Here is a 25,418-nt window from a genome sequence, read left to right as displayed (position 1 = left end):
TACCCATTCGCATAGAGGTGTCCCTTAAATGCAGATCATCTGTAGGAGCGAGCTATGCTCGCGATGTGCTGTGCTCTAATGTAGGAGCGAGTTATGCTCGCGATGTGCTGTGCTCTAATGTAGGAGCGAGTTATGCTCGCGATGTGCTGTGCTCTAATGTAGGAGCGAGTTATGCTCGCGATGTGCTGTGCTCTAATGTAGGAGCGAGTTATGCTCGCGATGTGCTGTGCTCTAATGTAGGAGCGAGTTATGCTCGCGATGTGCTGTGCTCTAATGTAGGAGCGAGTTATGCTCGCGATGTGCTGTGCTCGCGATCCACTGCGTTCGCTGACTGCTGACTGCTGATTGCTGATTGCTTCTGTTGGAAATATGAGTTTAATTTGAATTTTCGACTAATTTGTGGTATTATATATGTATCAAATTTTAAATAGAGATGGGAGCGTTTCCTGAACGCAACTGAGTGTTTCATTCCATATTAGATACGATAGGCATTGATGCCTCGTAATGGTCTCTTTATGAGATGATTTTCGGTGAAGTTCGCGAATCCCCATAGTTTTCTATAAGTATAAGGAGGTGAATGCAATTGGCAATTGGTGCAGCTGAAAAGAAAGAACTCATTGAAAAGTACCAGATACACCAACAGGATACCGGTTCCCCGGAGGCACAAGTGGCAATTTTGACTGCGCGTATTCGACAGTTGACTGAACATTTTCAGACACACCGGAAGGATTATCATTCGCGCCATGGACTTTTCCGCTTAGTTGGTAAACAGCGTCGCTTGTTGCGGTATCTTTATAAGAAGGACGTTACGCGCTATTACCGTTTAATTAATGAACTCGAAATTCGGGACACTATCGGATTGAAGACAAATTAGGTTATTATAGGTGCTAAACGCATTAATATATTGGCACGGGCGGGAATAGTGTGAGTGTTGTCTTGTAGTATCAGGGGTGAGTAAGTCATATCGGCGCGACACTATCGAACACTTAAAAACTGTAGTTAGCATCGTCAAGTTGGCAATATGTTTTTTGAGTAAGGATTGTCCTTGAACGCTATCTTTACTGGCCCTGCTTGGTAGCACGACGAAAAAATTGGAAATACAGGAGAAGTATATAGAATGAAAGTTGAAATGCAACTTGGGAGCGAGAAGTTATCAATTGAAACCGGAAAAGTTGCGAAACAGGCAGACGGTGCCGTCTGGGTACAATACGGTGGAACGGTCGTTTTAGTCACGGTGGTAGCCGATGATAGCGAACATGACCTCGATTTCTTTCCATTAACAGTAGATTACCGTGAAAGGGGGTACGCGACTGGACGCATACCCACAGTTTATGGAAGACGTGAGCCACGTCCCGGAACCTCAGAGCAGTTGGTGGCACGCTTAATAGATCACTGCATCCGTCCGCTTTTTCCAAAGGACTTTAAGGCTGAGGTGCAAGTTTTATGTAACGTGTTTTCATCTGATGGTGTTCATCCGGCGGATGTCCCCGCACTCATTGGCACTTCTGCCGCATTATCTATTTCCGATATACCCTTTAATGGACCTGTCGCCGCAGTCACCGTCGGAAAAATCGAAAACGAATTAGTCATTAACCCAACTTATGAGCAATTGCATGCCTCCGATATGGAGCTGTTTGTGAGTGGGAAAGAGGACGCTGTCATGTCTGTCGAAGGCGGAGGACATGAGATCCCTGAAGACGAAGTTATTGACACAATTATCACCGCACACGCTCAGATAAAAGAGGTCATTAAACTCCAAGAGGGATTGGCAGCGGGATGCAGTAATACAAAACGAGACTATACCTCTAAAAGCGTTGAATCAAGCCTCAGTGACCGAGTCCGAAATCTCGCTACATCACGGATTCGGGAATCTATCGGGATGGCGGACAAGAAGTCGCGTGAGGATTATCTCGAACAAGTCGAAAAAGAAGTCCTCGCGGAAATTCTTGAAGATACACCAGAGGACACTGATCCGAATGCAGCAAAAGATGCCAGCTCTATCTTGAGTGACATAGAAAAAGAAGAGATGCGGCAGGCAATCCTTAACGAAGGTAAACGTGTTGATGGACGTGGCGTAACCGACATTCGCTCCATTTCAGGCGAAGTGGCACTGCTGCCACATACACACGGCTCCGCTCTCTTTACGAGAGGACAGACACAGGCACTCTGTGTAACGACGCTCGGCACTTCCGGCGATGAAGATGTCCAACGTGGACTTGATGGGGAAGCAAGACGGGCTTTCTTTTTACACTATAATTTTCCACCATTCAGTACCGGTGAAGTCAAACGAATGATGGGACCTGGGCGGCGAGAGATCGGACACGGCGCACTTGCGGAAAAAGCACTTGAACCGGTCATTCCCAATAAGGATGAGTTTCACTATACCATCCGTATAGTTTCCGAAATCTTGGAATCTAATGCATCATCCTCTATGGCAACTGTTTGTGGCGCAACCCTCGCATTATTGGATGCAGGCGTACCCCTTAAAAGACCCGTCGCAGGGATAGGGGTCGGGCTTATTAAGGAAGGGGAACAGGAAGCCATACTCACCGATATGCTCGGTACCGAGGATTTTCTTGGCGATATGGACTTTAAAGTCGCCGGAACCAGTGAAGGTGTTACCGCTATACAGATGGACATCAAGATTGAGGGCGTCACGCCTGAATTGATGCGCCGCGCGATTCACCAAGCAAAAGAAGCCAGGCTCGCAGTCATCGAACAGATGAATGCTATTATCGCCCAACCGCGGGCTGAGCTTTCGCCCTACGCCCCCCGGATTTACTCTCTCCAGATCGCACAGCAGAAAATTAAAGACCTCATCGGCCCTCGCGGTAAAACCGTACAAGGCATCCAAGAGGAAACAAACACGACCATCAACATTGAAGATGATGGGACTGTGGAAATCGCTGCGACGAGCGCAGAAGATGTCAAACGCGCTGAAGAGAAAGTCCGAGCAATTACGGCTATGCCTGAAATCGGTAAGGAGTACACCGGTAAAGTCGTACGAACCGCATCCTTCGGCGCATTTGTAGAAATCTTGCCCGGCAAAGATGGACTCGTCCATATCTCACAGATGGGAGATGGATACGTCCGGCGGGCAGAGGATGTCATGCAGGTCGGTGACGAGGTTACCGTTCGTATTCTCACAATTGACGATCAAGATCGCGTGGATCTCGCTCTTGTTGCTGCCGGCGGTGTTCCGGTTGAAGAACTCAAAATTGAATCAAGTGACGAGCGCGAATCCTCATCCGATTGGAATGCTTCCAGAGAACCTCGCGATAGTGGTCGTTCTAACTATCGGGATAATCGAGATTCACGGGACTACCGCGATCGGCGCGGAAACGACAACCGCGATCGGCGGGGTGGCAACCGTTATGACCAACGCGATAATTCTCGCGACTACCGCGATCGACGTTCACCACGTCTTCCAAAAGGGCGTTCTCGATAATAAAGTGTGGAACGCTGCACGACGTTACAGTTAAGCACTAATGTATTAGATAAATAGGGTAAAGGATAACTCCTTTGCCCTATTTTATCTTTAAAGCCTCTGCCCTTCAGTTTTTTCATAATTTCGATTTGCTGATCGCGAATGCTTGCTTGTAGGATTCTCACTGTGAAGCACTCTCGATCGCAACTCTTACTAACAGCTGACTATCTGCTGACTGCTGGGCACTGACAATTGAAAACCTCTGTTAAAAATCTTGCATGTCGTCTGTTTTTGTGCTATAATTTCCAATAATCGCGATTAATCCGGTTTCTTGAAGTGGTGATATACAGACTTACACAAAGTAAATACGCGATCCAACGAGAGGTCATATCCATGAGAGCACGCCGCAATACAACTAAACACACCCTTGATAAGGGGGATCTACTCCATCAGAAGTGGCTGACCTATTTCTTAGCCATAGTTCTTATTCTGCTCGTCCTTGTTTTTGTTGTTTTATTATCCCCTACTTATAAGCGATATGTCGTTGATACCGTCAAATCTGTGTTTTATGGTAAAAAGCAGAAAGCCCCACGGCCGAAGGCTTCACCCGTAAAATTCTTACAACCTGCCATGCCAAACGGTTTAAGATTTTGAGCGTCCAAGCAATACAAGTCGGATCGTTTTTCCGACAAAACTCGGAGGGAAAAATGTCTAAATCAAGGTCCGTGTTAGCGGTATTGATATGCCTAAGTTTAATTTCTGGATGCGGGTATGTGTCTAAATCAGAATATCTTGAGCATATCAGCACTATCCGTATCGCACCTGTTGAAATCTTAGACGCAGATTTCGCTTACGATAACGCCTCCCAGCGTCCCTACGATGAAGTCATTCATGAAAAACTCACGCAACGTTTCAACCGGAAGTGGCGAGACGGAAACGACTCCGAATTTACGATGCGGATACAGGATTTTGATATACGGGAGCAAGGCTATGGCCCCCAAGGTGAAGTCGAAATGGTACGTATGACCTTACAAATCGAATACGAATTCCTTGACAGGGTCCGCAACAACATGATCGCACAAACGGACAATCATCTCCAAGTTCACGACTTCTATATTGTAGACGGTAGAGCTGAACCGCCGGAGACCCGTGAAGAAGCCGAGAGGCGCATTGTAGATGAACTCGTAGAAGACCTTTACAACCAGCTTGCTGAACAGTGGTAACAGGACATAACAGCGGATGAAACGCAAAATCGCATACATTTTTCATAGATCCTATCCTTCCTCGCTCTGCACCTATCTTCTCTGCAGCTTGATGTTAATTTCATGCGGTGGCGAACAAGGCGATTGGACAATAGTTCAGCGCGAAGGCAAATATATCTATGGGGTCTGGCACAGTTCTACAGCAAAGCGGGCAGAGCAGACGATGCTGGAGGTCGCAGAAAACATAGAGGCATTCTCTGTGCAGGTTGGAGAATCCGAAACGGTGGAGGAAGTTTTACAGACAACGCTTTCGCCGGAACATCTCCTACCAAGCAACGGTGAAGTATTAGAGTGGGTCCAATCGCGCCCCCCTTCAACCTATCAAGGGAAGACACTCTACAGAGATAGGTCTGTTTCATACCCGACAATCGTCTTCACGAGTCCAGATGGCGGAAAGACACTCCACAGAGATAGAGCCGTTTCGCCTGCTGCTTCACCCGACCTTTACTACGCTTACGGTTTTGAACGACAGGCAGAGGTGGAATACCAAGCTCCTCAATTCAGTTCAAAACCCCTGATTTTACTCGAAATTTTCGATATGGGAACCCCAGAAAACGCCTTTGGAATGTATCATTTTCACACTTATCCGAGAATGAAATTTGAATGGGTAGGTACCAAGGCGATGCTTTCAGGAGGGTATCTCCGATTTGCAAAAGGAAAGTACTTCGTTCAAATTGAAGGCTATGAATTCGCTACCGGTATTCGTGAGGGCATGATTACACTCGCGAAAGCCGTTGCCGCACAGATTGAAGACCCACCGCCAAATCCACAAATACTTGCCCTATTACCTAACAAGAAAAAAATACATGGAAGCACTAAGTTATTCCGATCCAATTGGGCATTAAGCCAAATTTACAGTACACTACCTGCCAATGTCCCGCAGTTGACGGATACTGCACTCGGAATCTCCGCACACTACCAGGATAGCACTGATTCAACAAATTGGATGGATGCCCAAATTGTTTTCATCATCAGTTTTCCAGACACCGCCACAGCAGAATCTGCATACATCCTTTATCGAGATGCCGTTGATGCGCTAATGGAACGGAGCGTAGGCGCGGAAAAAAGGACGGATGGTGCTGTGTTTATCAACGAACCTTCTGACCTGTAACTGAAGAAAAAGGGTTATCAGCGGTCAACGGTTATAGTTTAAAAGATAACTTCGTTAAACCAATAACCTCTTAACTGAAAACTGATAACTGAAAACTGATAACTGATAACCATTAAAAGGAGCCTTCTCATGCGAGGCGATTTTGAAGCCTATCTCAATGATTCATTTCGTGATGAAAGCGGCGAACTTGATTTAGCAGCGTTGTTGGCGTTAGAGGACGAAGCCGATATGGATGTCGTTGTCGTCATGCCGACGCCCCAACCGCTTCCCGAAAACAGTGAACTTGCCAACGCAATTCGCGGTAATCCGCGTGCCCTCGGTTGTGCACTTGTACATCCAACAGAACCGGAACCCGTCGAGCAGGTCAGATTGGCGGCTGAAGTGTGGGAGATGCCCGGGATTAAACTGATGCCCGCCATTCACAACTATAATGTAGATGATCCTATCGTGCGTCCTGTTGTTGAAGCCGCACGCGACTATGGACTTATCATCTCAATTCACTCTGGACCTAACAATTGCCACCCCAACCGGATCGGCACTGTCGCAAGTTGGGTGCCAGAAACGCCCGTTATTATGGATCACATGGGATTTCCCGACGATTTAGATGCCGGTATCGCTGTCGCAAAAGCGAATAAGAATGTTTCATTGGGGACCACGATCTTGCGGTTTCATCGCCGTTGGGGGACAGACCCGGACACGGTTGTTCCGACAGAGGTGAAAACTGCTGTCGATGAACTCGGACCTGAACAGATCGTCTTCGGTTCTAATTTACCGGAATACCGACCCATCCAAGTTATCAACGCTCTCAAGCGATTAGAACTCGGTGATGATGCTGAGGCACTGATTTTCGGCGAAAATCTCGCGCGTATCTATGGGCTTTAAATAGGCGCAATCTTCGGCGTATCTGGTAACTAAAATGAAGAGAACACCCCTTTATCATGCCCATGAGTTCCTTAATGCGAAATTCACCGAATTCGGTGGGTGGGAGATGCCGCTCCAATATAGCAGTATTGTTAAAGAACACTTGGCTGTCCGAACGAATGTTGGCTTATTTGACCTGTCACACATGGGAGAATTCGAGGTTCGCGGCCAGGGGGCAAACGAGTTAGTGCAAAAACTCAGCACCAATGATGTCGGACGTCTAACCGATGGTCGTGTATTGTATACCTTATTCTGTAATGAAACTGGCGGAATCGTTGACGACCTCCTCATTTATCGACACGCCGATGATCACTATATGCTGGTTGTCAACGCTGCCAACATTGAAAAAGACTTGACATGGGTAGAGACCCACAACGATACAGGCGCGAAAATAAAAGACGTAAGTGAAAACACGGCTCTCATTGCCCTACAGGGTCCAAAGGCGATAGATCTTCTGAAGCCTTTCGTTCCCGAACATGATGTTTCTGAAATTTCGTTCTTTCGCTTTGTACTCGGTGAAGTCGCGAGCATTCCTACCGTCATTTCGCGAACAGGTTATACGGGGGAAGTTGGCTTTGAGTTATATGTGCCCGCGGAAAATGCGGAACGTTTGTGGAATGCGCTCTATCCCGCTGTGATAGAAGCAGAGGGGCAACCCGTAGGACTTGGCGCACGCGATACCTTACGTCTTGAAGCCGGGCTACGTCTATACGGTATGGATATGAACGACGACACAAACCCATTTGAGGTTGGACTCGGTAAGTTCGTCAAATCCAAGAATCGCCAATTTATCGGAAAGAAGGCACTCCTTGCCACGAAAAAGAAGGGGATTGCGAAGCAGATGATAGGTTTTCAGATGCTTGACCGTGCTGTGGCGCGTGCCGGTTATGCTATCTATCAGGACGGTGGACAGGTAGGTGAGGTGACAAGCGGCGCACCATCACCAAGTCTGAAATGCAATATCGGTTTCGCGTCCGTCTCTCAAAATATCGGGAAAACCATCGAAATTGAAATTCGGGACAAACTGCACCCCGCGAAAATCGTGCAAGTGCCTTTTATTTAGAAAAGAACACTTAAAAGTAGTAGGCACACGCCGTGTGCCGTAACCCGCTGGGGTAATAAAATGAAACATTACACGAAATTTTTATTCTACTTTTTAGTTCTGGCAGTATTTCTCTCACTTTCTTATGCACAGGAAACCGCCGAAAAAGCCATAACACCAGCGGAAGTTGACTTAATATCTGATAACGCAAAAGAATCTACAGTACGCTTAGTTGGGTTTTCAAAAAGAGGATCTGAGCTCGGATTAGGCGGTGGTACGGGATTCTTTGTAGCACCGGATAAAATTGCAACAAATTTCCATGTTGCCGCAGGTGTAACCGGACTTATGACTGCAAAATTAAGTCACAAAGAAACGGTCTGGTTGGTAGAAGGTGTTGTAGCCTATGATATTGCGTACGATATCGCTATCCTAAAAGGAACCGGTGAAGGCACACCACTATCTTTGGGCGACAGTGATACACTTCAAATTGGCGAACCCGTTTTCCTCGTCGGATTCCCGGGAAGATATACAATCACCGAAGGCGTTATTGAAAAAATACGAGAAGATGATAAACGGTTTCGGACGACAGCTGAAGCTTATCCGGGAAACAGTGGCAGCCCAGTGCTAAACAGTAAAGGAGAAGTTATCGGAATCCACTACGGCCATGACCCTGGCAATAGTCCTGTAAACGCAATCAAGGTGTTACTTGCTGGTGCCACTTCAACGGAATCTTTCACGCAGTGGCGGAAGCGAAACGATGTTCGCGCGTATCTCTATAAGCAACAGGGCAAAGCAAAATATGATGATGGAGACGCTGCTGGCGCGATAACGGACTTAGAGGAAGTTATCAAACTTAATCCTGACGATGCTGAAAGCTATAAACTCAGAGCACAGGCGAAGGCAAAACTTGAAGATTATCAGGCAGCAATAGAAGACTATAATCAAGCCATCCAATTAAATCTCAATGATGCTTCCGTATACAAAAAAAGAGCGGATGCGAAGCGTAGACTTGAAGATTACACTGGCGCGATAGCGGACTATACATACGCTATTGAACGCAATCCTAACAATAACAATGCCTATTTCGCATACGCAGATCGCGCAAAAGCAAAGCGCGCCCTTGGCGACCATACCGGGGCAATAGTAGATTATACAGAAGCAATCAAACTCGAACAGGAAAATCCTTATACTTACCATCTCTATGCTGATCGCGCGCGGAGAAAGCAGGACGTTGGTGACTATGCCGGTGCGATAGAAGATTTTACACATGCTATCAAATTTAAACCTGACGATGCCGATCCCTATACTTACTACCTCTACAATGAACGTGGATGGGCGAAGCGTGAAATTGATGATAATACCGGTGCGATAGCGGATTTCACGCGTGCTATAGAACTCAAACCGGACTATGCTTACGGATACAAAAATCGAGCTGGCGTAAAGCGCGAACTTGGCGACTATACAGGGGCGATGGCGGACTATACACACGCTATCAAACTCAATCCTGACAATGCCGAAGCCTATAAGAACCGTGGCGAGGCAAAGGTTGAACTTGGAGATGAGGCGGGAGCAATAGAAGACTATAGTCAGGCTCTCAAACTAAACCCAAAGGATGTGTTTACATATAACGATCGCGCCGATGCAAAATACAAACTTGGGAACTACACGGGTGCGATAGAAGACTACAATCAAACTATCAAAAAACTTAAAGACGGCTCCTTTACCTACCAAACGTATGACGAGCACGGTTTGACAACAACTACCATTACGCCTAGCGATACCTATACCTACTACGTATATAACAAGCGCGGTTGGGCGAAACTAAAGCAGGGCGATCACACCGGCGCGATGGAGGATTATACGCACGCTATTGAACTTAACCCCAATGATACTTACGGGTACAAAAATCGGGCTGGCGTGAAACGCAAACTCGGCGACTACGAGGGGGCAATAGAAGACTATAATCAAGCCATTAAACTGAACCCTAATGATGCCTCTGCTTATCGTGGTCGTGGGGTAGTAAAGGTTGATCTTGAGGATCACGCCGGTGCGATAGAAGATTTTACGAACGCTATCGAACTCGAACCTGATAATCCGACTGCTTACCACCTTCGCGGACACTCAAAACAAGACCTTGGACAAGAGGAAGCCGCACAAATTGACTTTGAAAAAGCAAAGGATTTAGAGGCAGCACAGTAGATCTCCGCGTCGAAACATCAATTCGCAAAAGAACAAGCGAAATTTGAAATAATGTGGATTTCATTCAGAGGAGAATTTCGTGGAAAACCAGAACATCGCTGAACTGTATGCTAACGAAAGAATTGAATCTATTCCAACGCAAGCCCAAGAGACTAATGGAGCCGTTAATGATGTCGAATGGCGTTTGGATAACCAGATTAAGATCGTTAAAGATGATCTGAAACGGGACATCAAAGATGTCAAGGAGGACCTTAAAGAGGACATCAGGGAGGTCAAACAGAACATAAGGGAAGTCAAGAGTGATCTTGAGAAAAACATTAGTGATGTCAAGAGTGATCTTGAGAAAAACATTAGTGATGTCAAGAGCGACCTGAAGGACGACATCAAGGAGAAACAATCAGAATTAAAGGGATTTATAACGATACTCGTTACGATCCCTGGCTTCATTATAAGTGGCGTTGTAACAGTCGTTGTTAAGTTCCTATAATTAGCAAAGGGGGTTGCCAATGTCAGAGAAACCGAGTCGTAAGGAAAAATATACACCTACTCGTTTAGAATGGCTCATAGTTATGTGAAATTCTACTTTTCATTTCTATGATATAAATCGTGATAGGTTTGATTTAGCATATCTACCTGCGGAAGATGGCGAGAGTATTCAAATGATAGTCACCCATTACGCGAATGTGGATAAAGGACGCATGAGCAAAGCGGTTGAGTCTGGACAGAGAGTCGCTCTTTCACTCGCTGAATCTTACAAATGGAATTCGTGGGTCAACATTGAAGTAGATTTTAGAGAAATAGGGTGAACCTCAAAGGTTTACAAATATGAGAGAGGCAACAGTCAAATAGGAAGTCAGATTACAAACGTAACACAAAGAGCAAAGGAAAATGATTCCACAAAACTTAAAATACAATGAAAGCCATGAATGGGCAAGGCAAGAGGGTGACATCGTCACTATCGGTATCACCGACTATGCCCAATCCGAAATTCAGGATATTGTCTACGTCGAATTGCCGGAAGTCGGCACTGAACTCACACAAAAAACGGAGCTCGGTGTCATAGAATCTGTCAAAGCCGCATTTGATCTCTACGCACCCGTTAGCGGTGAAGTGATTGAGGTCAACGAATCGTTGCTTGATGCCCCGGAGCAGGTTAACGAGTCGCCTTACGATGATGGATGGTTTCTAAAGATTCAGATGACAGATCCAAGCGAACTTGACGCACTTCTCGATGCCGATAGTTATCAAGCACATATTGAGGCGGAGCATGCCTGATAAAGAAATCAACACAAGTCCTTTTGTAGAGCGACACATCGGTCCTCGCGCGGAAAATATTGAATTAATGTTAACAACGCTCGGTTATGCTTCAATGCAAGATTTCATCGAAGACGTTGTGCCAGCAGATATTCGTTTATCATCACCGCTCAGTTTAGATAGTCATGGAAAAACCACAGGTTCACAAGGGCTTTCAGAATACGAGGCACTTGATACCTTAAAACAAATTGCCGCTCAAAACCGAGTCTACCGTTCCTATATCGGAATGGGGTATTATGACTGTTTTGTACCGCCAGTTATTCAACGGAACATTTTGGAGAACCCCGGTTGGTATACCCAATACACCCCCTATCAAGCCGAAATTTCACAGGGACGTTTAGAAGCGTTGCTGAATTTCCAAACAATGGTTATAGATTTAACCGGCCTCCCTATCGCAAACGCATCTCTTCTTGATGAGGCTACAGCTGCCGCTGAAGCTATGACAATGTGTTTAGGAAAATCAACGCAAAAGGACTGGCACAACTTTTTTGTTTCAGAAACATGCCATCCGCAAACAATTGCTGTTCTACAAACACGCGCCGAACCGCTCGGCATTAAATTGCACATCGGAGACCACAGGAAAACGCATTTTGATAAACCGATCTTAGGCGCAATCGTGCAATATCCAGCGACAGATGGTGCGATCTATGATTATGGTCAATTCGCTGAAAAGGTGTATGCCGCTGGCGGTTTGTTCGTTACGGCTACAGACCTATTAGCACTCACCGTATTGAAACCGCCTGTCGAATTTGGTGCAGATATTGCTATCGGCAACTCGCAACGGTTCGGTGTTCCGCTTGGATATGGTGGACCGCATGCTGCATTCCTCTCAACGCGTGAAGAACTTAAACGGAACATCCCCGGACGAATCGCGGGCGTTTCCCACGATGTAAACGGTGAACCCGCCATCCGATTGGCACTGCAAACGCGCGAACAACATATCCGGCGTGAAAAGGCGACGAGCAATATCTGCACCGCACAAGTCTTGCTCGCTGTCATGGCAGGGATGTACGCCGTCTATCACGGACCCACCGGGCTTAAACAGATCGCAGAACGCGTACACGCCCATACCAGCACACTACGAGCAGAACTTGAAGAACTTGGATATGACACTGGAGAATCTCCCTGTTTTGATACAATTTCTGTTAACGTCCCAGCGGAAACAACAGAAAAATTACTTGCTTCTGCACGCGCGAGACAGATAAACCTACGAGCAATTGATGCAACGCACATCGGCATCTCATTGGATGAAACAGTAACATCAGATGATGTTGAAGAACTTAAGACGATTTTCGCGGAAAAGAGGGCGGAAAACACAAAGCACCCTTCCGCGCTTCCTTCCTTCCAGTCTTCCTCTTACATCCCTGTGGGGTTCCAGCGTGAAACGCCCTATCTGACGCACCCTGTTTTCAATAGTTACCATTCTGAAACCGAGATACTCCGCTATATCCACAGGCTCCAAACCAAAGATCTTTCCCTTGTCAACGCGATGATACCGCTCGGATCCTGTACAATGAAACTCAACGCCACGGCGGAGATGGTCCCGGTCACATGGCACGAATTCTGCAAGTTACACCCATTTGTGCCGATAGAACAGGCAGAAGGCTATCAACGCCTATTTTCACAATTGGAAACATGGTTAGCCGAGATAACCGGTTATAGTGGCATCTCATTGCAACCGAATGCAGGGTCGCAAGGCGAATATGCAGGACTCTTGGTCATCCGAAGATATCACCAGAGTCGCGATGAGTCGCATCGCGATGTCTGTCTAATTCCAACATCTGCCCACGGTACAAATCCCGCGAGCGCAGTAATGGCAGGTATGAAAGTCGTTGTCGTCGCGTGTGATTCGGATGGGAATATTGACCTTGAGGATTTGCGGGAAAAGGCAGATATACATCGGGACAATCTCGCCGCCGCGATGATTACCTACCCCTCAACACACGGTGTCTTTGAGGAGAAAATTCGCGAGATTTGCGATATTGTCCATCAATCTGGCGGACAGGTTTATATGGATGGTGCAAATCTGAACGCGCTCGTCGGCATCGCACAACCCGCGGATATCGGCGCGGATGTTTGCCATCTAAATCTCCACAAAACTTTCTGTATCCCTCACGGTGGCGGTGGTCCAGGGATGGGACCCATTGGTGTCAAGGCACATCTCACAGATTTTTTACCGACACATCCGATCGTCACCGTTGGTGGTAGCACTGGAATTAGTGCCGTGTCCGCAGCACCGTGGGGAAGTCCCGGAATTCTACCGATTTCTTGGGCATATATCGCGATGATGGGAGCACACGGACTCACGTCGGCAACACAAGTCGCGATCCTTAACGCCAACTATATCGCAAAGAAACTCGCACCGCACTATCCGGTGCTTTATACAGGAAAGCACGGTTTAGTCGCACATGAATGTATCATTGATTTGCGTGGTTTCAAAAAGACTGCTGATATAGATGTAACCGATGTCGCAAAACGGTTGATGGATTACGGATTCCACGCGCCGACTGTCTCCTGGCCCGTGCCGGGTGCCTTAATGATTGAACCGACAGAAAGCGAATCAATAACCGAGTTAGATCGGTTCTGTGACGCGCTCATTTCGATTCGTGAAGAGATAGCCGAAATTGAAACAGGTACTGCTGATCGAGAAGACAACCTGCTGAAAAACGCACCTCATACGGTTGAAATAGTTACACAATCTGATTGGTGCCACCCTTATTCGCGGGAAAAAGCAGCGTTTCCGAAACCGTGGGTGCGAGCTGCTAAATTCTGGCCCCCCGTAGCGCGCATTAACGAGGTCTATGGGGATAGAAATCTTATGTGTGCCTGCCCTCCGCTTGACGAATATAAAACTGATAACTGACAACTATTAAAAGATGAAAGCAATAATTATAGGGGCGGGAGAAGTTGGGTTTCATACCGCCAAACTCCTCACTGCTGAACATAACGACGTTGTTCTCATTGATGAATCCGAGGCCGCCTGCAGCCGGGTTAACGAACAGTTGGACTTGCAGACTTTGCGCGGCTCAGGCGCGTCTCCTCGACTGCTCAAAACCGCTGGAATTGATGAAGCCGGTCTCCTCATCGCTGTTACGAACAGTGATGAAATTAATATGCTCGCTTGTCAGATTGCCGAGAGATACAGCGTTAACACAAAAATCGCACGCGTCTCGAATCCTGACTATTTCTCTACAGAAAGCGGTCTGACTCCCAAGGATTTTGGCATTGATCTACTGATTAATCCTGAGCATCTTTGCGTTGAAGAATTTGTAAGGCTTTTACAGATACCTGAAGCACGCGAAATTGTCGAATTTGAGAATGGTAGAATACAGCTTGTCTCTTTTCGCGTCAAACAGTCAAACCCTCTAATTGGAAGATCACTCGCCGAGTTAGATGCGAGCGGGCTGCTCAACGATACCCGCTTTGCGGCTATTAGCCGCCGCGGAACTGCTAACAACGGAAACCCGATCACTAACGGCGGTAGACATATTATCATTCCGAGGGGGAAGGATGCTTTACAACACGGGGACGATGTCTTTGTTATTGGAAGCACAATCGCAGTTGAGCAGCTGCTACGCATTAGCGGTATCACTTTCAATCAGCGGCTTGACCGCGTTATCATTGTTGGCGCGAGTCCTATTGGCATTCAACTCGCGCGCACGCTTGAAGAAAACGACACCAACGTCAAACTCATTGAGGAAGAGCAAGCAAAAGCCCGACTCGCCTCTCAGATGCTAAAGCACACGACCGTTTTACAAGGTAATTATCTCCAATTTAGGCTGCTTGAAGAAGCAGGTGTACATGATGTCAACGGGTTTGTCTCAGTTACTGGGGACGATGAAAACGATATTATGGCGTGTATGACGGCAAAAGAAAACGGGGCACAACGCGCTCTCGCGCTCGTTCAGCAGCCGCGTTACCTACCTTTGTTAGCGCGCATCCACAGGCTTGACGGCGCAGTCAGTCGGCATCTCACTGTTGTTAGCAATATCCTACGACTTATCCGGCGTGGAAACATCGTTTCTGTCGCCTCGCTCCACGGAATAGATGCTGAAGTCATTGAGATTGTCGCCGGGGTCAACGCAAAAATTGTCCATAAAGAACTCACCGACTTCAAAACTAAATTCCCAGAAAATGCCTTTATCTGTGCTATCCTGCGGCGGGAAAAACTCATTATCCCAACAGGACAGTCTGTTATCCAACCCGCAGATCGTGTGATCGTCTTTAGTATGCCCGAGGCAATTCCGGTTGTTGAAGATCTATTCGCCGAACGTAGGAACTAAATAGTTATCAGTTTGCCTCGCAGTGAGAGTCTTCAGTTTTCAGTTAAGACGGTGCTGACGCATTAATATCTTTTAATAACCGCCATCATTCCATTTGTGTAACAACTTTTCCAAGAAGATGATTAGCAATCGCAACCCGACTGACAACTGACAACTGATAACTGACAACTATGAAACATGAGCCTTAAATTAATTGTTTACACCCTCGGTAATTTACTTATTTGTCTCGCCGGGACTATGCTATTACCCTTGGGGGTGGCTATCTATTATCGGGTGGCTGCAGATGAAATCCAAAGCGATTTGATGGCGTTTGTTATCTCTGCGATAATCACTTTGGTTGTCGGATTAATCCTCCGTTTCAGTATTCGTTCACGACAGCAAGAACTCGGGATCCGTGAAGGTTTTGCTGTCGTCGCTTTGGGATGGGTGACTGTTGCCCTATTTGGCGCACTTCCATATCTGTCTGCGGATGTCTTTCACATTGAAGGACACTCATCGTGGACAGAATTTTCTTTTTGCTATTTTGAATCTATGGCAGGGTTTTCAACGACCGGTGCCACCGTGCTCACCGAGATTGAGCACCTTTCGCACGCTATGCTCTTCTGGCGAAGTTTCTCGCATTGGCTCGGCGGAATGGGGATCGTTGTGCTTGCTGTCGCTATTTTGCCGATGCTCGGTATCGGTGGAATGCAGCTTTTTCGTGCCGAAGCACCAGGACCGCAAACCGATCGGCTCACACCTCGCATCGCCCAAACCGCTAAATTGCTCTGGGGTGTTTATCTGCTGCTCTCTGTTCTTGAAACTGTACTACTGATGTTGGGGAACATGACGCTTTTTGACGCACTCTGCCATACCTTCGGAACAATGGCGACCGGTGGATTTTCTACAAAGAACAGCAGCATCGGTCACTATGATAGTGTCTATATTGACATGGTCATCTGTTTCTTTATGTTCCTCGCAGGCACCAATTTCGCGCTCCACTATCGCGCACTCCGAGGCAATGTCAAAAGTTATTTCCAAGATACAGAATTTAAGTTCTATTGCACTGTTATCGCCGTGAGTATCACCTTAATTTCATGGAATACCATCAGATTTCAGGTTGATGGACAGGTGCCTTACGATTCAATGTGGACATCGCTCCGCTATGCCGCATTTCAGGTGATGTCTATCATCACAACTACAGGCTACGGCACTGCTGACTTTGAACAGTGGCCCGCCCTCTCCCAGTTCATCTTGGTAACGCTTATGTTCTACGGCGGTTGTGCTGGTTCCACTGGCGGCGGGATGAAGCAGGTGCGGTTCCTCCTTCTTATTAGGCAGAGTGGTGCTGAAATTAAACGGCTCATCTTCCCACATGCCGTCCTACCCATTCGTGTTAACGACCGAGTTGTACCACCTGAAGTTATGACGAACGTTCTCGGTTTTTTCTTCTTCTTTATCGGAATTTTCGCAATTGTAACCTGCATCATGACAACTTTAGGGCTTGACCTTGTCAGTGCCGCAGGCGCAACAATCGCTACGATGGGGAACATCGGACCTGGACTCGGCAGTGTCGGACCAACTGACAACTACGCGCATATTCACACGTTTGGAAAATATGTCTTGTCTTTTTGTATGTTACTCGGACGTTTAGAACTCTATACGGTCCTTATCCTCTTCTCACCAAATTTCTGGAAAGGATAGATATTTCATTTAACCGAAACCTCTTAACTGATAACCGATAACTGACAACTATTTCAATTATGAACACTGATAAACTCCGCAGAGAGTACAGAACACACGCCGGACACCTACTGGAGCAGAACGCCTCACCCAACCCGTTTGAACAATTTGAGAAATGGTTCGCGGATGCGATTGCTGCCAAACTCGATCTGCCGGATGCAATGACCTTGGCAACAGCAACACCCCGCGGCATCCCTTCTGCTCGAATGGTAGTACTCAGAGGCTTTGACGCAAAAGGTTTCTGTTTCTATACCGATTATGAGAGTCAAAAGGGAAAGGAACTCGCAGAGAATCCAAACGCCGCGCTGGTTTTCTATTGGCGTGAACTCGACCGGCAGGTTCGGAGTACGGGGACCGTTGAGAAAATGAGCATGGAAGAATCGGATGCCTATTTCGCCAGTCGTCCTATGAGCAGTCAACTCGCCGTGCGGACAGAGCGCCAAAGCATCGTTATTAGCGGACGAGAACATCTCACTGCCGGGTACCAACAAGCAGAGCAAACGTATGCATCTGAGACCATTCCGCGGCCGCTATATTGGGGTGGGTACCGGCTCGTGCCAAATCTGTTTGAATTCTGGCAAGGTTGTCCAAACCGCCTCCATGATCGACTCTGTTACACGCTGCAACCCGATGGAGGGTGGGAGATGACCCGGCTGTCGCCCTGAATCTAATATACGGTTAGATTCATCAAAGCAATCCCAAAAAATCACTTGATATTTTTATATGCTTGCATTAGACTTTACTCACTTCTATGATGAAGCCGAAAATAAAAGGAGATTTGCCATGAAATTGACGCGGATTGTAGCAGTCCTTCTTCTATTACCCCTCTCTGGATGGGCAGGAACATTTATCGAAACCTTCAATAATGACGACTGGGAGGAGTGGCAAGAACTCGTCCAACAAAACGAAAAGCCCGGGACTTGGGAGATCATCGATCGTGAACTTCACGCCGTGAGTGCTGATGGGTGGCCCCGCTTACTGACAATCGGAAATAAGAAGTGGCGGGATTACACAATTGAAATTGATGTCAAACCGATCGAGAAACATCGACTGGCAAGTATTCTAATTGCTGCACGGATTAAAGACACATGGTTGGTATTCTGTGAAATTGGGGATAGGCTTTTCGGAACACCAAATGTGATCTGTCGTACCGGTGATTTCCACACAAATCGGTCAGAACTCTTGTACTTTGGGAATCATCCACTTTTAAAATTGAACGACTGGTCCACTCTGAAATTGAGCGTTAAGGGCGAAACTTTCATTTTTTCGGTAAACGATGAGAAAATTACAGAAACCGGTGGTGACTTTGCTTTTGTCCTTGCAGGTCGAGCAATCTTTGAAGCAAAAGTAGGTAGGCTTCACGGTTTTCTGACAGGCGGTGCCGGGTTTGGACTCGCCAATTACACCGCGAAGTTCGATAATCTTATTATCACCGGCAAAGATATCCCCAACAAGGGGACATTACCCGTAGTCTCGCGAGGAAAACTCGCCACGACGTGGGGGCACTTGAAGCGGTTTTAACTGCGACCGAAATCGCATGAAGAGAGAATCACTATGCAATTTCTGACTGTTGTTGTAATTCTTTTTTTTATTACCGTTTTTGCCTCAGCAGGGACATTTATTGAAACCTTCAAGGATGACGACCTGGAGGCGTGGCAGGAACTCGTTCGGTTGGATAAAGCCCCCGGCGTTTGGGAAGTTGTTGACGGTGAACTTCAGACAGTCAGCCGTGAAAAATTTGTGCGTTTACTGACAACTGGGGATAGCACGTGGAGAGATTACACTGTTGAATTTGATGTCAAACCGCTTAACAAACACGGTATCGGGGCTATCACTATTGCCGCGCGGGTACAGGGGACTTGGGTGGTATTGTGTAGTATTGAGGACCCTGTAGAACTCGTTGAGGGTAAACCACCCCGCCAGAGAGAACAGATAAGTTGTGTCTATGGCGATTTTCACGATATAATATTTATACGCCTCCACGCTGGACCGCATCCACTTTTAAAATTGAAGAAATGGTCGCATTTGAAGTTGAGTGTCCACGACAATATCTTTAACTTCTCGGTTAATGAGAAGCAAGTGATGGGACCCGCAGAGATGCCGAATCTAATAGGTGTTCCAGACTTTGGTCACTTTCCCGACTTTCGGACCGGAGGTGTCGGTTTCGGGATCGCGAATTATACGGCACGTTTTGATAATATCACTGTCACCGGTGATAGTGTTCCAAACAGCGGCGGGTTCACCGTAACGCCCCAAGAAAAACTCACGACAACGTGGGGACAGTTGAAACAATTCTAAACACACTGTGCTGTAGTAAGCGAAACAAATTGGCTCTGAAGAATTTGTTCCTATCTTTAATTTTTTTTTTTTAAACTTGACAATGTTTTTAAAATATGAGAAACTATTAAGCATATTCAAAGAATCTGTTTGCGAGTCTGTATTACCTTCACTTGAGCGATCGAAGTTTGCAATGCCAGATTGGGCTATTAAAGCGCAATTTGTCTTACGTTATACCATTTCTAAAAGTTTATATCGCATTAACCGCTCCATCTACCCAGGCCCGGTAGGTGCGGTTTCCTAACCGCACCGGGCATAACTAAAAACAGCGGCCCCTCTTAATGAGGAATCGTCTATTAGAATTGGTATTATCAAAATATGTGAGGACGAAGTAGATTAGAAACAATGTTAATAGATTATCTTCCAATCTTGTTGTTAGGGGTGTTCGCCGTGCTTTTTGCAGCGATCAATCTCGGCCTGACCCATATTCTTGGACCCAAACGCCCGAACCGTGTTAAACTCTCCGTTTACGAATCCGGCGTACAACCTATTGGCGATGCGAGGCAGCGATTTACCATCCGGTTCGACCTCATCGCTATGCTCTTTATCATCTTCGATATTGAAGTGGTTTTCCTCTACCCGTGGGCAGTGGTCTTCAAGAAATTCTCTGAAACGAGTGGTTTGTTTATTTTAATTGAAATGCTGGTATTTATCGGCATTCTCCTTCTTGGCTATATCTACGCTTGGAAGAAAGGAGGCTTAACATGGGATTAGATTTTGTTGGACAAGGTGCCGCGGAGACGGATGGCAACATCATCACCACGACGATTGATAAAGTCGTCAACTGGGGACGGAAAAACTCTCTCTGGCCGATGCCCTTCGGGACCGCCTGCTGCGCCATAGAAATGATGGCGACCTTGGCTTCCAAGTTTGACCTCTCCCGATTCGGCTCTGAGGCGATCCGGTTTTCACCGCGCCAATCCGACCTGCTGATCGTTTCCGGCAGAATTTCTATCAAAATGATGCCTGTCCTGAAACGGATCTATGACCAAATGCCCGATCCGAAGTGGGTAATTTCAATGGGCGCATGCGCTTCCTGCGGCGGTGTGTTTGATACCTATACCCTCATTCAAGGTGTTGACCAGTTTATTCCTGTTGATGTCTATATCCCCGGATGTCCACCGCGACCCGAAGATCTTATTGATGCGGTGTTACAGGTACAGCAGAAGATCACCAGTGGTGCTTCCCCTAAAGGAGTAGAGTCAGTTTATGAGTGAAGAGAACCAAGTCGAAGAGGAACCAAAACCTCTTGTTCTTGAAAAATTAGAGGCGAATCACGCAGACGCGCTCTTGACACAGGATGAATCGCGGGGGACTATCGTTGTGGTTATCCATAAAGAGCAGGCTTACGCAGTGTTGGAATATCTGAAAACAGACCCCGAACTCGCCTATACTTTCCTCGTTGATGTCACCGCAGTCGATAATTCGCAGATGGAATCCGAATTGATGCAGTTTGACTACGCAAGGTTCATGGTAGTCTATCAACTCTATTCCTATCAGGGGCAGTGTCGGCTTCGTGTAAAGGTCCCTGTACATGAAAACGACCTGAGTGTTCCATCTGTCACTGGCTTGTGGCAAGGCGCAAACTGGTTGGAACGCGAGACTTACGACATGTTCGGTATCAATTTCGAGGGACATCCCGATCTTCGGCGAATCTTAATGCCTGACGATTTTGACGGACACCCGCTCCGAAAGGATTATCCGCTCCGCGGACGCGGCGAGCGCGAACGCTTTAATTTTGATAAACAGAATGTGTAAAAAAGCGGTCAGCAGTCAGTAATCAGCAGTCAGTTAAGGGGGCGTAGAAAAACCGAACATCTTTTTTCTGACCGCTGAGAGGTTTTTTCGCAGAAAAACCGACCTGACGGCTGACGGCTAAGCCCCTGATAACTGACAACTGACAACTATTTACAAGGAGTATTCTATGCAAGGTGGACTGGAACGCGCCACAGGCGAGAAGATGGTTCTTAACTTTGGTCCACAACATCCGGCAACGCACGGCACCCTCCGTATCGTGTTGGAACTTGATGGTGAGTCCGTTTTGAAAGCGACACCACATGCTGGCTACCTGCATACTGGGTTCGAGAAACTCGGTGAACACTTGGATTACAACCAGTATATTGTCGTGACAGACCGGATGAATTATCTGTCACCGTTGTCGAATAATTTCGGATATGTCCTTGCTGTCGAGCAGCTCCTCGACATTGAAGTCACGAAACGGTGTCAATACATCCGGATTTTGATGGCGGAACTCTCACGACTCGCGGATCACCTCTTATGGTTGGGAACCGCCGCACTCGATTTAGGGGCGTTTTCCGTTTTTCTCTATAGCTTCCGTGAACGTGAGAAGTTGTATAGCATCTTTGAAAAGACTACCGGCGCACGGTTGACGACAAGTTACACACGCGTCGGGGGTGTTCTCCGTGACCTCTACGATGGATGTGAGGCTGATATACGGCAATTCGTCAGCAACTTCCCGAAGGCATTGAAGGAGACCCATACGCTGCTCACACGGAATCGGATCTGGATGGATCGAACGAAAGGTGTTGGTGCTATTTCCGCTGATGATGCCATTAGTTATGGGTTAACAGGACCCTGTCTCCGAGCCACCGGTATAGCACACGACATTCGCAAGGCTGAACCCTATTCCAGTTACGATGAAGTGACATTTGATGTACCCGTCGGAACCAACGGGGATGCCTACGACCGATACCTCGTCCGGATGGAGGAGATGATTCAGAGTTGTGGTATCGTTACCCAAGTCTTGGATAATATCCCTGATGGACCCGTCAACCTTGAAGATAACAAGGTTACAATGCCGAACAAGTCCGATGCTTATGGGCATATCGAGGGATTAATCCATCACTTTAAGATTGTTATGGACGGGCATGGCGTGCAGCCGCCAATGGGTGAGCACTATTGTGCAACCGAATCGCCGAACGGCGAACTTGGTTTCTATATCGTCAGCGATGGCAGCGGTACCGCTTATCGTATCCGCATCCGTCCGCCGAGTTTCTTACACTTCCAAGCATTGCCGCATATGTTAGAAGGCGGAATGGTCTCTGACACCGTAGCTGTGTTGGGGAGTCTGAATGTCATCGCGGGAGAATTAGATCGGTAACTTTGTCAGAACGTGTTATCTGTGTTAGGAGGATTTAATGGAACTCACAGGCATTATGCTTTTCGTCAAAGACATGAAGACTGTAATCGCTTTTTATAGAGACGTTATCGGATTAGTGCCAGACGAAGACCAGCCGTTCCCAGAAAACCGGTTTTTCCGTTTTCATGCAGGGGCTTGCACGTTGTGTCTCCATAGTGCCAGCAAACCCAACGAAGGGAGACAAAAACTGATGTTTCAGGTTGAAAGCGTGAGTGCCATTCATCAGCACATAAAATCGAAAGGGAAACGGTTACGGAAACTTGAGAACGACAATGGGCATGCCATTTTCGATATCCGCGACCCAGAAGGCAACCGTATTCAGTTTTACGGCAACTACTAAAACGGACGATATTTGGTAGTTTAAGACTTGTGCCAAATAACTTTATCTAAAACGTTATTTCATATAAGTATGACATTTTAGCAGGGTCTCATGAGTTGATATGCTCTTCAGTCCCGTAGGGACGATATGTTTATAGAAAAACGTTCTACACAAACTACTAAGATGGGCGATATTTGGTAGTTTAAGACTTGTGCTAAATAACTTTATGTAAAACGTTATTTCATATAAGTATGACATTTTAGCAGGGTCTCATGAGTTGATACGCTCTTCAGTCCCGTAGGGACGATATGTTTATAGAAAAACGTTCTACACACCTTCTTTAGTCCCGTAGGGACGATATGTTTATAGTTCAAAATCCAATAGGTGTGAAGGAAACAAAAATAATGAGTTAACTAATACAAGTCGTTAGTTTAAGTTAGGAGAGACCATCTACGAAGCGTTCGCAGAATGTTACACTTTTCGCCAAATTATTTTTTTACCGCGGAAAATCAGATCTAAAAAAACACCGATAAACCCTTGTAGTTACAGGGTTTATGCCGATACTCTTTGTACACTAAATGTTACACCAGTGTAACATTTTTAGGAGAATTTCTGGTCAGTAAATAGGTTGGGTTGAAGGGATACAGGAAGACCGAGCTCGTCAGTCAAATAGTCCACAAATACGACAGGATAATTTGAAACTGGATAAAGCAATTTTGAAAGGGTAGGCTTAAATTCCATGAAACTAAAAGTTGTTATCCACAAAGCTGAGGAAGGCGGATATTGGGCGGAAGTGCCATCACTCGCTGGTTGTGCCACACAAGGCGACACTTTTGAAGAATTACTTGAAAACATTTATGAAGCAATTGAAGGATATTTATCCGTAGATGTTAACACTTCAGCAAGTAGGTTGGGTTGAACGCAGTGAAACCCAACGCTTACTATTTGTCTTGTGAGGGACATCAACTCCCGTACTACTAAAAGAAGGTGTTTCCATAATGAATAACCAAGATCGATTCAGTTGGCGACCTGTAGTTGGGGACTGTATCGTTGAATTGTTGGTAAATAATTTATCAGGTTCAATAGAGTTTGAACGGAATGAACTTTATCGTTTTGAACCCAGGCTACAAGAAATGTTTCCTAATAATAGTACTGTTCGAGCAACAGTGAATGCTACACTAAACGATCTGGTCAACAATCATTATCAAATAGAAAGATTGGAACATGGTAGGTATAGACTTGTTGAAGGGGAACGTTTATTCCTGCGAGTGAGACTAGAGAAGTGTGAGCGGAAACTACAAGCGATAGCATAGGTATTAGAACAGCCGTTGTAGCCTCTAAGGAATGCTACAGATAAAAACTCGAAACCACAGTCGAAGAAAATCCTATCGAAAAAAGGCATCTACGCGGAATTTATCTGGGCGGAAACAGCGGGCACTCGAAAAGGCTCGAATTCGGGAGGTAAAAGCGATTGAAAATGTCACACCTCCGAAAACGAAAACACCTTGGAGGGGACCGAGAAGTAAACCCGACCCTGGGACATATGCCGTGCGGACGTTTTTCCAAGGCGGTATGGGGTGTGGTATGCTTTTATTTGCTTTCCTACTTAGCCCTGCTATTGCCGTTGAAGGTGGTTTAGGTTTGTTTTTAGTGTTTTTGATAACAGGATTACTTTTTATGGGTTTTGCTGTCCACAGTTTTTTAAATTCCCGTGGTGGATGGTAGAAAACGTGACAAATGACTAACTTGGCGGGCGAAATAAGGAAAATATAGATGTCAGATGAACTCATTCAAATTGAAACGCCTTTCGTGTTTAACGAAGAAAATCAACGTGAATTCGACGAGTTGATAGGGCGATATCCGATTAAAGAAGCAGCAATGCTGCCGACACTACATCTCGCACAAAAGCAGGTAGGCTATATTACGCCTGCTGTCATGAAATATGTTGCTGAACAACTTGAAGTCACCGTGATGAAAGTTAAGGATGTCGTCACGTTCTATCCGATGTTCTTTGAAGAACCGGTAGGCGAGTACGTCATTCGCGTATGCCATACATTACCTTGTGCATTGCGGGATTGTAAAGTGGTGCTCGACCATCTCAAAGCAAAACTCGACACGGATATTGCTTCCGAAACAAATCTCGCTAAAGGTACAACGGCTGACGGTAAGTTCACACTCATGAAAGTAGAATGCCTCGCTTCGTGTGATGTCGCACCTGTTATCATGATTAATGACGATCTGTATAAAAATTTAACCCCGGAAAAGGTTGATGAACTTTTAGCGAAGCTTGCAAGCTAAAACTTGCTATACTAAAGTAGACA

Annotated in this window: 25 protein-coding genes; all 25 read left to right on the top strand. The window is 46.4% G+C overall.

Annotated features, from left to right (window positions below):
- The first annotated feature begins 577 nt into the window (after positions 1 to 577).
- The 25 genes from rpsO (at position 578) to OXH00_14205 (ending at position 25,395) form a co-directional block, all read left to right on the top strand.
- A complete protein-coding gene (gene rpsO, locus OXH00_14325; GenBank protein ID MCY3742187.1) occupies positions 578 to 874 on the top strand; it encodes a 30S ribosomal protein S15 in 297 nt (98 codons plus the stop codon).
- Positions 875 to 1,117: 243 nt separating this feature from the next.
- On the top strand, positions 1,118 to 3,448 hold the full coding sequence (pnp, locus tag OXH00_14320; protein MCY3742186.1) for a polyribonucleotide nucleotidyltransferase: 2,331 nt from the start codon (positions 1,118 to 1,120) through the stop codon (positions 3,446 to 3,448).
- 372 nt (positions 3,449 to 3,820) lie between these two features.
- Positions 3,821 to 4,081 carry a hypothetical protein gene (locus OXH00_14315; protein ID MCY3742185.1) on the top strand — a complete coding sequence of 87 codons (261 nt, stop codon included), beginning with the start codon at positions 3,821 to 3,823 and terminating at the stop codon, positions 4,079 to 4,081.
- 53 nt (positions 4,082 to 4,134) lie between these two features.
- Positions 4,135 to 4,650 (top strand): LPS assembly lipoprotein LptE, encoded by a 516-nt coding sequence (lptE, locus tag OXH00_14310; protein ID MCY3742184.1) that lies wholly within the window; start codon positions 4,135 to 4,137, stop codon positions 4,648 to 4,650.
- 16 nt (positions 4,651 to 4,666) lie between these two features.
- Positions 4,667 to 5,800: a hypothetical protein gene (locus OXH00_14305; protein MCY3742183.1), complete on the top strand. Its 1,134-nt coding sequence runs from the start codon at positions 4,667 to 4,669 to the stop codon at positions 5,798 to 5,800.
- Between the two features lie 129 nt (positions 5,801 to 5,929).
- On the top strand, positions 5,930 to 6,682 hold the full coding sequence (locus OXH00_14300) for an amidohydrolase family protein (GenBank protein MCY3742182.1): 753 nt from the start codon (positions 5,930 to 5,932) through the stop codon (positions 6,680 to 6,682).
- Between the two features lie 34 nt (positions 6,683 to 6,716).
- The gene (gene gcvT, locus OXH00_14295; GenBank protein MCY3742181.1) at positions 6,717 to 7,784 is read left to right on the top strand and encodes a glycine cleavage system aminomethyltransferase GcvT; all 1,068 of its coding nucleotides are present in this window, start codon (positions 6,717 to 6,719) and stop codon (positions 7,782 to 7,784) included.
- A 60-nt stretch (positions 7,785 to 7,844) separates the two neighbouring features.
- Complete coding sequence (locus OXH00_14290) at positions 7,845 to 9,962, top strand: tetratricopeptide repeat protein (protein ID MCY3742180.1); 2,118 nt, start codon at positions 7,845 to 7,847, stop codon at positions 9,960 to 9,962.
- Positions 9,963 to 10,041: 79 nt separating this feature from the next.
- Entirely contained in the window at positions 10,042 to 10,449 is a 408-nt protein-coding gene (locus tag OXH00_14285; protein MCY3742179.1) for a hypothetical protein, read from the top strand.
- Between the two features lie 172 nt (positions 10,450 to 10,621).
- The gene (locus tag OXH00_14280; protein MCY3742178.1) at positions 10,622 to 10,768 is read left to right on the top strand and encodes a hypothetical protein; all 147 of its coding nucleotides are present in this window, start codon (positions 10,622 to 10,624) and stop codon (positions 10,766 to 10,768) included.
- An 82-nt stretch (positions 10,769 to 10,850) separates the two neighbouring features.
- A complete protein-coding gene (gene gcvH, locus OXH00_14275) occupies positions 10,851 to 11,237 on the top strand; it encodes a glycine cleavage system protein GcvH (GenBank protein ID MCY3742177.1) in 387 nt (128 codons plus the stop codon).
- The gene (gcvP, locus tag OXH00_14270) at positions 11,230 to 14,139 is read left to right on the top strand and encodes an aminomethyl-transferring glycine dehydrogenase (GenBank protein MCY3742176.1); all 2,910 of its coding nucleotides are present in this window, start codon (positions 11,230 to 11,232) and stop codon (positions 14,137 to 14,139) included. The genes gcvH and gcvP overlap by 8 nt, the downstream gene beginning before the upstream one ends.
- Positions 14,140 to 14,152: 13 nt before the next feature.
- Positions 14,153 to 15,559, top strand: a complete 1,407-nt coding sequence (gene trkA, locus OXH00_14265; protein ID MCY3742175.1) for a Trk system potassium transporter TrkA — start codon at positions 14,153 to 14,155, stop codon at positions 15,557 to 15,559.
- A gap of 177 nt (positions 15,560 to 15,736) precedes the next feature.
- The gene (locus OXH00_14260) at positions 15,737 to 17,242 is read left to right on the top strand and encodes a TrkH family potassium uptake protein (GenBank protein MCY3742174.1); all 1,506 of its coding nucleotides are present in this window, start codon (positions 15,737 to 15,739) and stop codon (positions 17,240 to 17,242) included.
- A 59-nt stretch (positions 17,243 to 17,301) separates the two neighbouring features.
- Positions 17,302 to 17,946 (top strand): pyridoxamine 5'-phosphate oxidase, encoded by a 645-nt coding sequence (gene pdxH, locus OXH00_14255; protein MCY3742173.1) that lies wholly within the window; start codon positions 17,302 to 17,304, stop codon positions 17,944 to 17,946.
- 118 nt (positions 17,947 to 18,064) lie between these two features.
- Entirely contained in the window at positions 18,065 to 18,802 is a 738-nt protein-coding gene (locus OXH00_14250) for a hypothetical protein (protein MCY3742172.1), read from the top strand.
- Positions 18,803 to 18,835: 33 nt separating this feature from the next.
- Positions 18,836 to 19,579, top strand: a complete 744-nt coding sequence (locus tag OXH00_14245) for a hypothetical protein (GenBank protein ID MCY3742171.1) — start codon at positions 18,836 to 18,838, stop codon at positions 19,577 to 19,579.
- A gap of 384 nt (positions 19,580 to 19,963) precedes the next feature.
- Positions 19,964 to 20,332: an NADH-quinone oxidoreductase subunit A gene (locus OXH00_14240; protein MCY3742170.1), complete on the top strand. Its 369-nt coding sequence runs from the start codon at positions 19,964 to 19,966 to the stop codon at positions 20,330 to 20,332.
- Positions 20,323 to 20,835: an NADH-quinone oxidoreductase subunit B gene (locus OXH00_14235; GenBank protein ID MCY3742169.1), complete on the top strand. Its 513-nt coding sequence runs from the start codon at positions 20,323 to 20,325 to the stop codon at positions 20,833 to 20,835. Before OXH00_14240 ends, OXH00_14235 begins: the two co-directional genes overlap by 10 nt.
- Entirely contained in the window at positions 20,828 to 21,376 is a 549-nt protein-coding gene (locus tag OXH00_14230) for an NADH-quinone oxidoreductase subunit C (protein ID MCY3742168.1), read from the top strand. The genes OXH00_14235 and OXH00_14230 overlap by 8 nt, the downstream gene beginning before the upstream one ends.
- 166 nt (positions 21,377 to 21,542) lie before the next feature.
- Positions 21,543 to 22,739 (top strand): NADH dehydrogenase (quinone) subunit D, encoded by a 1,197-nt coding sequence (gene nuoD / locus OXH00_14225; GenBank protein MCY3742167.1) that lies wholly within the window; start codon positions 21,543 to 21,545, stop codon positions 22,737 to 22,739.
- Positions 22,740 to 22,776: 37 nt separating this feature from the next.
- Complete coding sequence (locus OXH00_14220) at positions 22,777 to 23,118, top strand: VOC family protein (protein ID MCY3742166.1); 342 nt, start codon at positions 22,777 to 22,779, stop codon at positions 23,116 to 23,118.
- A 718-nt stretch (positions 23,119 to 23,836) separates the two neighbouring features.
- Entirely contained in the window at positions 23,837 to 24,016 is a 180-nt protein-coding gene (locus OXH00_14215) for a type II toxin-antitoxin system HicB family antitoxin (GenBank protein MCY3742165.1), read from the top strand.
- A 79-nt stretch (positions 24,017 to 24,095) separates the two neighbouring features.
- Positions 24,096 to 24,410, top strand: coding sequence for a hypothetical protein (locus OXH00_14210; protein MCY3742164.1), 315 nt, complete (start codon positions 24,096 to 24,098; stop codon positions 24,408 to 24,410).
- Between the two features lie 460 nt (positions 24,411 to 24,870).
- Positions 24,871 to 25,395, top strand: coding sequence for an NAD(P)H-dependent oxidoreductase subunit E (locus OXH00_14205; GenBank protein MCY3742163.1), 525 nt, complete (start codon positions 24,871 to 24,873; stop codon positions 25,393 to 25,395).
- Positions 25,396 to 25,418 lie beyond the last annotated feature (23 nt).

The sequence above is a fragment of the Candidatus Poribacteria bacterium genome, from assembly GCA_026706025.1.
In the GTDB taxonomy this organism is placed as follows: domain Bacteria; phylum Poribacteria; class WGA-4E; order WGA-4E; family WGA-3G; genus WGA-3G.
This window is presented reverse-complemented; position numbering and strand designations above follow the sequence as displayed.

Bases quoted from the DNA above. Each gene is read 5' to 3' on its own strand.
- rpsO (MCY3742187.1), top strand. From the start codon at position 578: ATGCAATTGGCAATTGGTGCAGCTGAAAAGAAAGAACTCATTGAAAAG.
- pnp (MCY3742186.1), top strand. From the start codon at position 1,118: ATGAAAGTTGAAATGCAACTTGGGAGCGAGAAGTTATCAATTGAAACC.
- OXH00_14315 (MCY3742185.1), top strand. From the start codon at position 3,821: ATGAGAGCACGCCGCAATACAACTAAACACACCCTTGATAAGGGGGAT.
- lptE (MCY3742184.1), top strand. From the start codon at position 4,135: ATGTCTAAATCAAGGTCCGTGTTAGCGGTATTGATATGCCTAAGTTTA.
- OXH00_14305 (MCY3742183.1), top strand. From the start codon at position 4,667: ATGAAACGCAAAATCGCATACATTTTTCATAGATCCTATCCTTCCTCG.
- OXH00_14300 (MCY3742182.1), top strand. From the start codon at position 5,930: ATGCGAGGCGATTTTGAAGCCTATCTCAATGATTCATTTCGTGATGAA.
- gcvT (MCY3742181.1), top strand. From the start codon at position 6,717: ATGAAGAGAACACCCCTTTATCATGCCCATGAGTTCCTTAATGCGAAA.
- OXH00_14290 (MCY3742180.1), top strand. From the start codon at position 7,845: ATGAAACATTACACGAAATTTTTATTCTACTTTTTAGTTCTGGCAGTA.
- OXH00_14280 (MCY3742178.1), top strand. From the start codon at position 10,622: ATGATAGTCACCCATTACGCGAATGTGGATAAAGGACGCATGAGCAAA.
- gcvH (MCY3742177.1), top strand. From the start codon at position 10,851: ATGATTCCACAAAACTTAAAATACAATGAAAGCCATGAATGGGCAAGG.
- gcvP (MCY3742176.1), top strand. From the start codon at position 11,230: ATGCCTGATAAAGAAATCAACACAAGTCCTTTTGTAGAGCGACACATC.
- trkA (MCY3742175.1), top strand. From the start codon at position 14,153: ATGAAAGCAATAATTATAGGGGCGGGAGAAGTTGGGTTTCATACCGCC.
- OXH00_14260 (MCY3742174.1), top strand. From the start codon at position 15,737: ATGAGCCTTAAATTAATTGTTTACACCCTCGGTAATTTACTTATTTGT.
- pdxH (MCY3742173.1), top strand. From the start codon at position 17,302: ATGAACACTGATAAACTCCGCAGAGAGTACAGAACACACGCCGGACAC.
- OXH00_14250 (MCY3742172.1), top strand. From the start codon at position 18,065: ATGAAATTGACGCGGATTGTAGCAGTCCTTCTTCTATTACCCCTCTCT.
- OXH00_14245 (MCY3742171.1), top strand. From the start codon at position 18,836: ATGCAATTTCTGACTGTTGTTGTAATTCTTTTTTTTATTACCGTTTTT.
- OXH00_14240 (MCY3742170.1), top strand. From the start codon at position 19,964: ATGTTAATAGATTATCTTCCAATCTTGTTGTTAGGGGTGTTCGCCGTG.
- OXH00_14235 (MCY3742169.1), top strand. From the start codon at position 20,323: ATGGGATTAGATTTTGTTGGACAAGGTGCCGCGGAGACGGATGGCAAC.
- OXH00_14230 (MCY3742168.1), top strand. From the start codon at position 20,828: ATGAGTGAAGAGAACCAAGTCGAAGAGGAACCAAAACCTCTTGTTCTT.
- nuoD (MCY3742167.1), top strand. From the start codon at position 21,543: ATGCAAGGTGGACTGGAACGCGCCACAGGCGAGAAGATGGTTCTTAAC.
- OXH00_14220 (MCY3742166.1), top strand. From the start codon at position 22,777: ATGGAACTCACAGGCATTATGCTTTTCGTCAAAGACATGAAGACTGTA.
- OXH00_14215 (MCY3742165.1), top strand. From the start codon at position 23,837: ATGAAACTAAAAGTTGTTATCCACAAAGCTGAGGAAGGCGGATATTGG.
- OXH00_14210 (MCY3742164.1), top strand. From the start codon at position 24,096: ATGAATAACCAAGATCGATTCAGTTGGCGACCTGTAGTTGGGGACTGT.
- OXH00_14205 (MCY3742163.1), top strand. From the start codon at position 24,871: ATGTCAGATGAACTCATTCAAATTGAAACGCCTTTCGTGTTTAACGAA.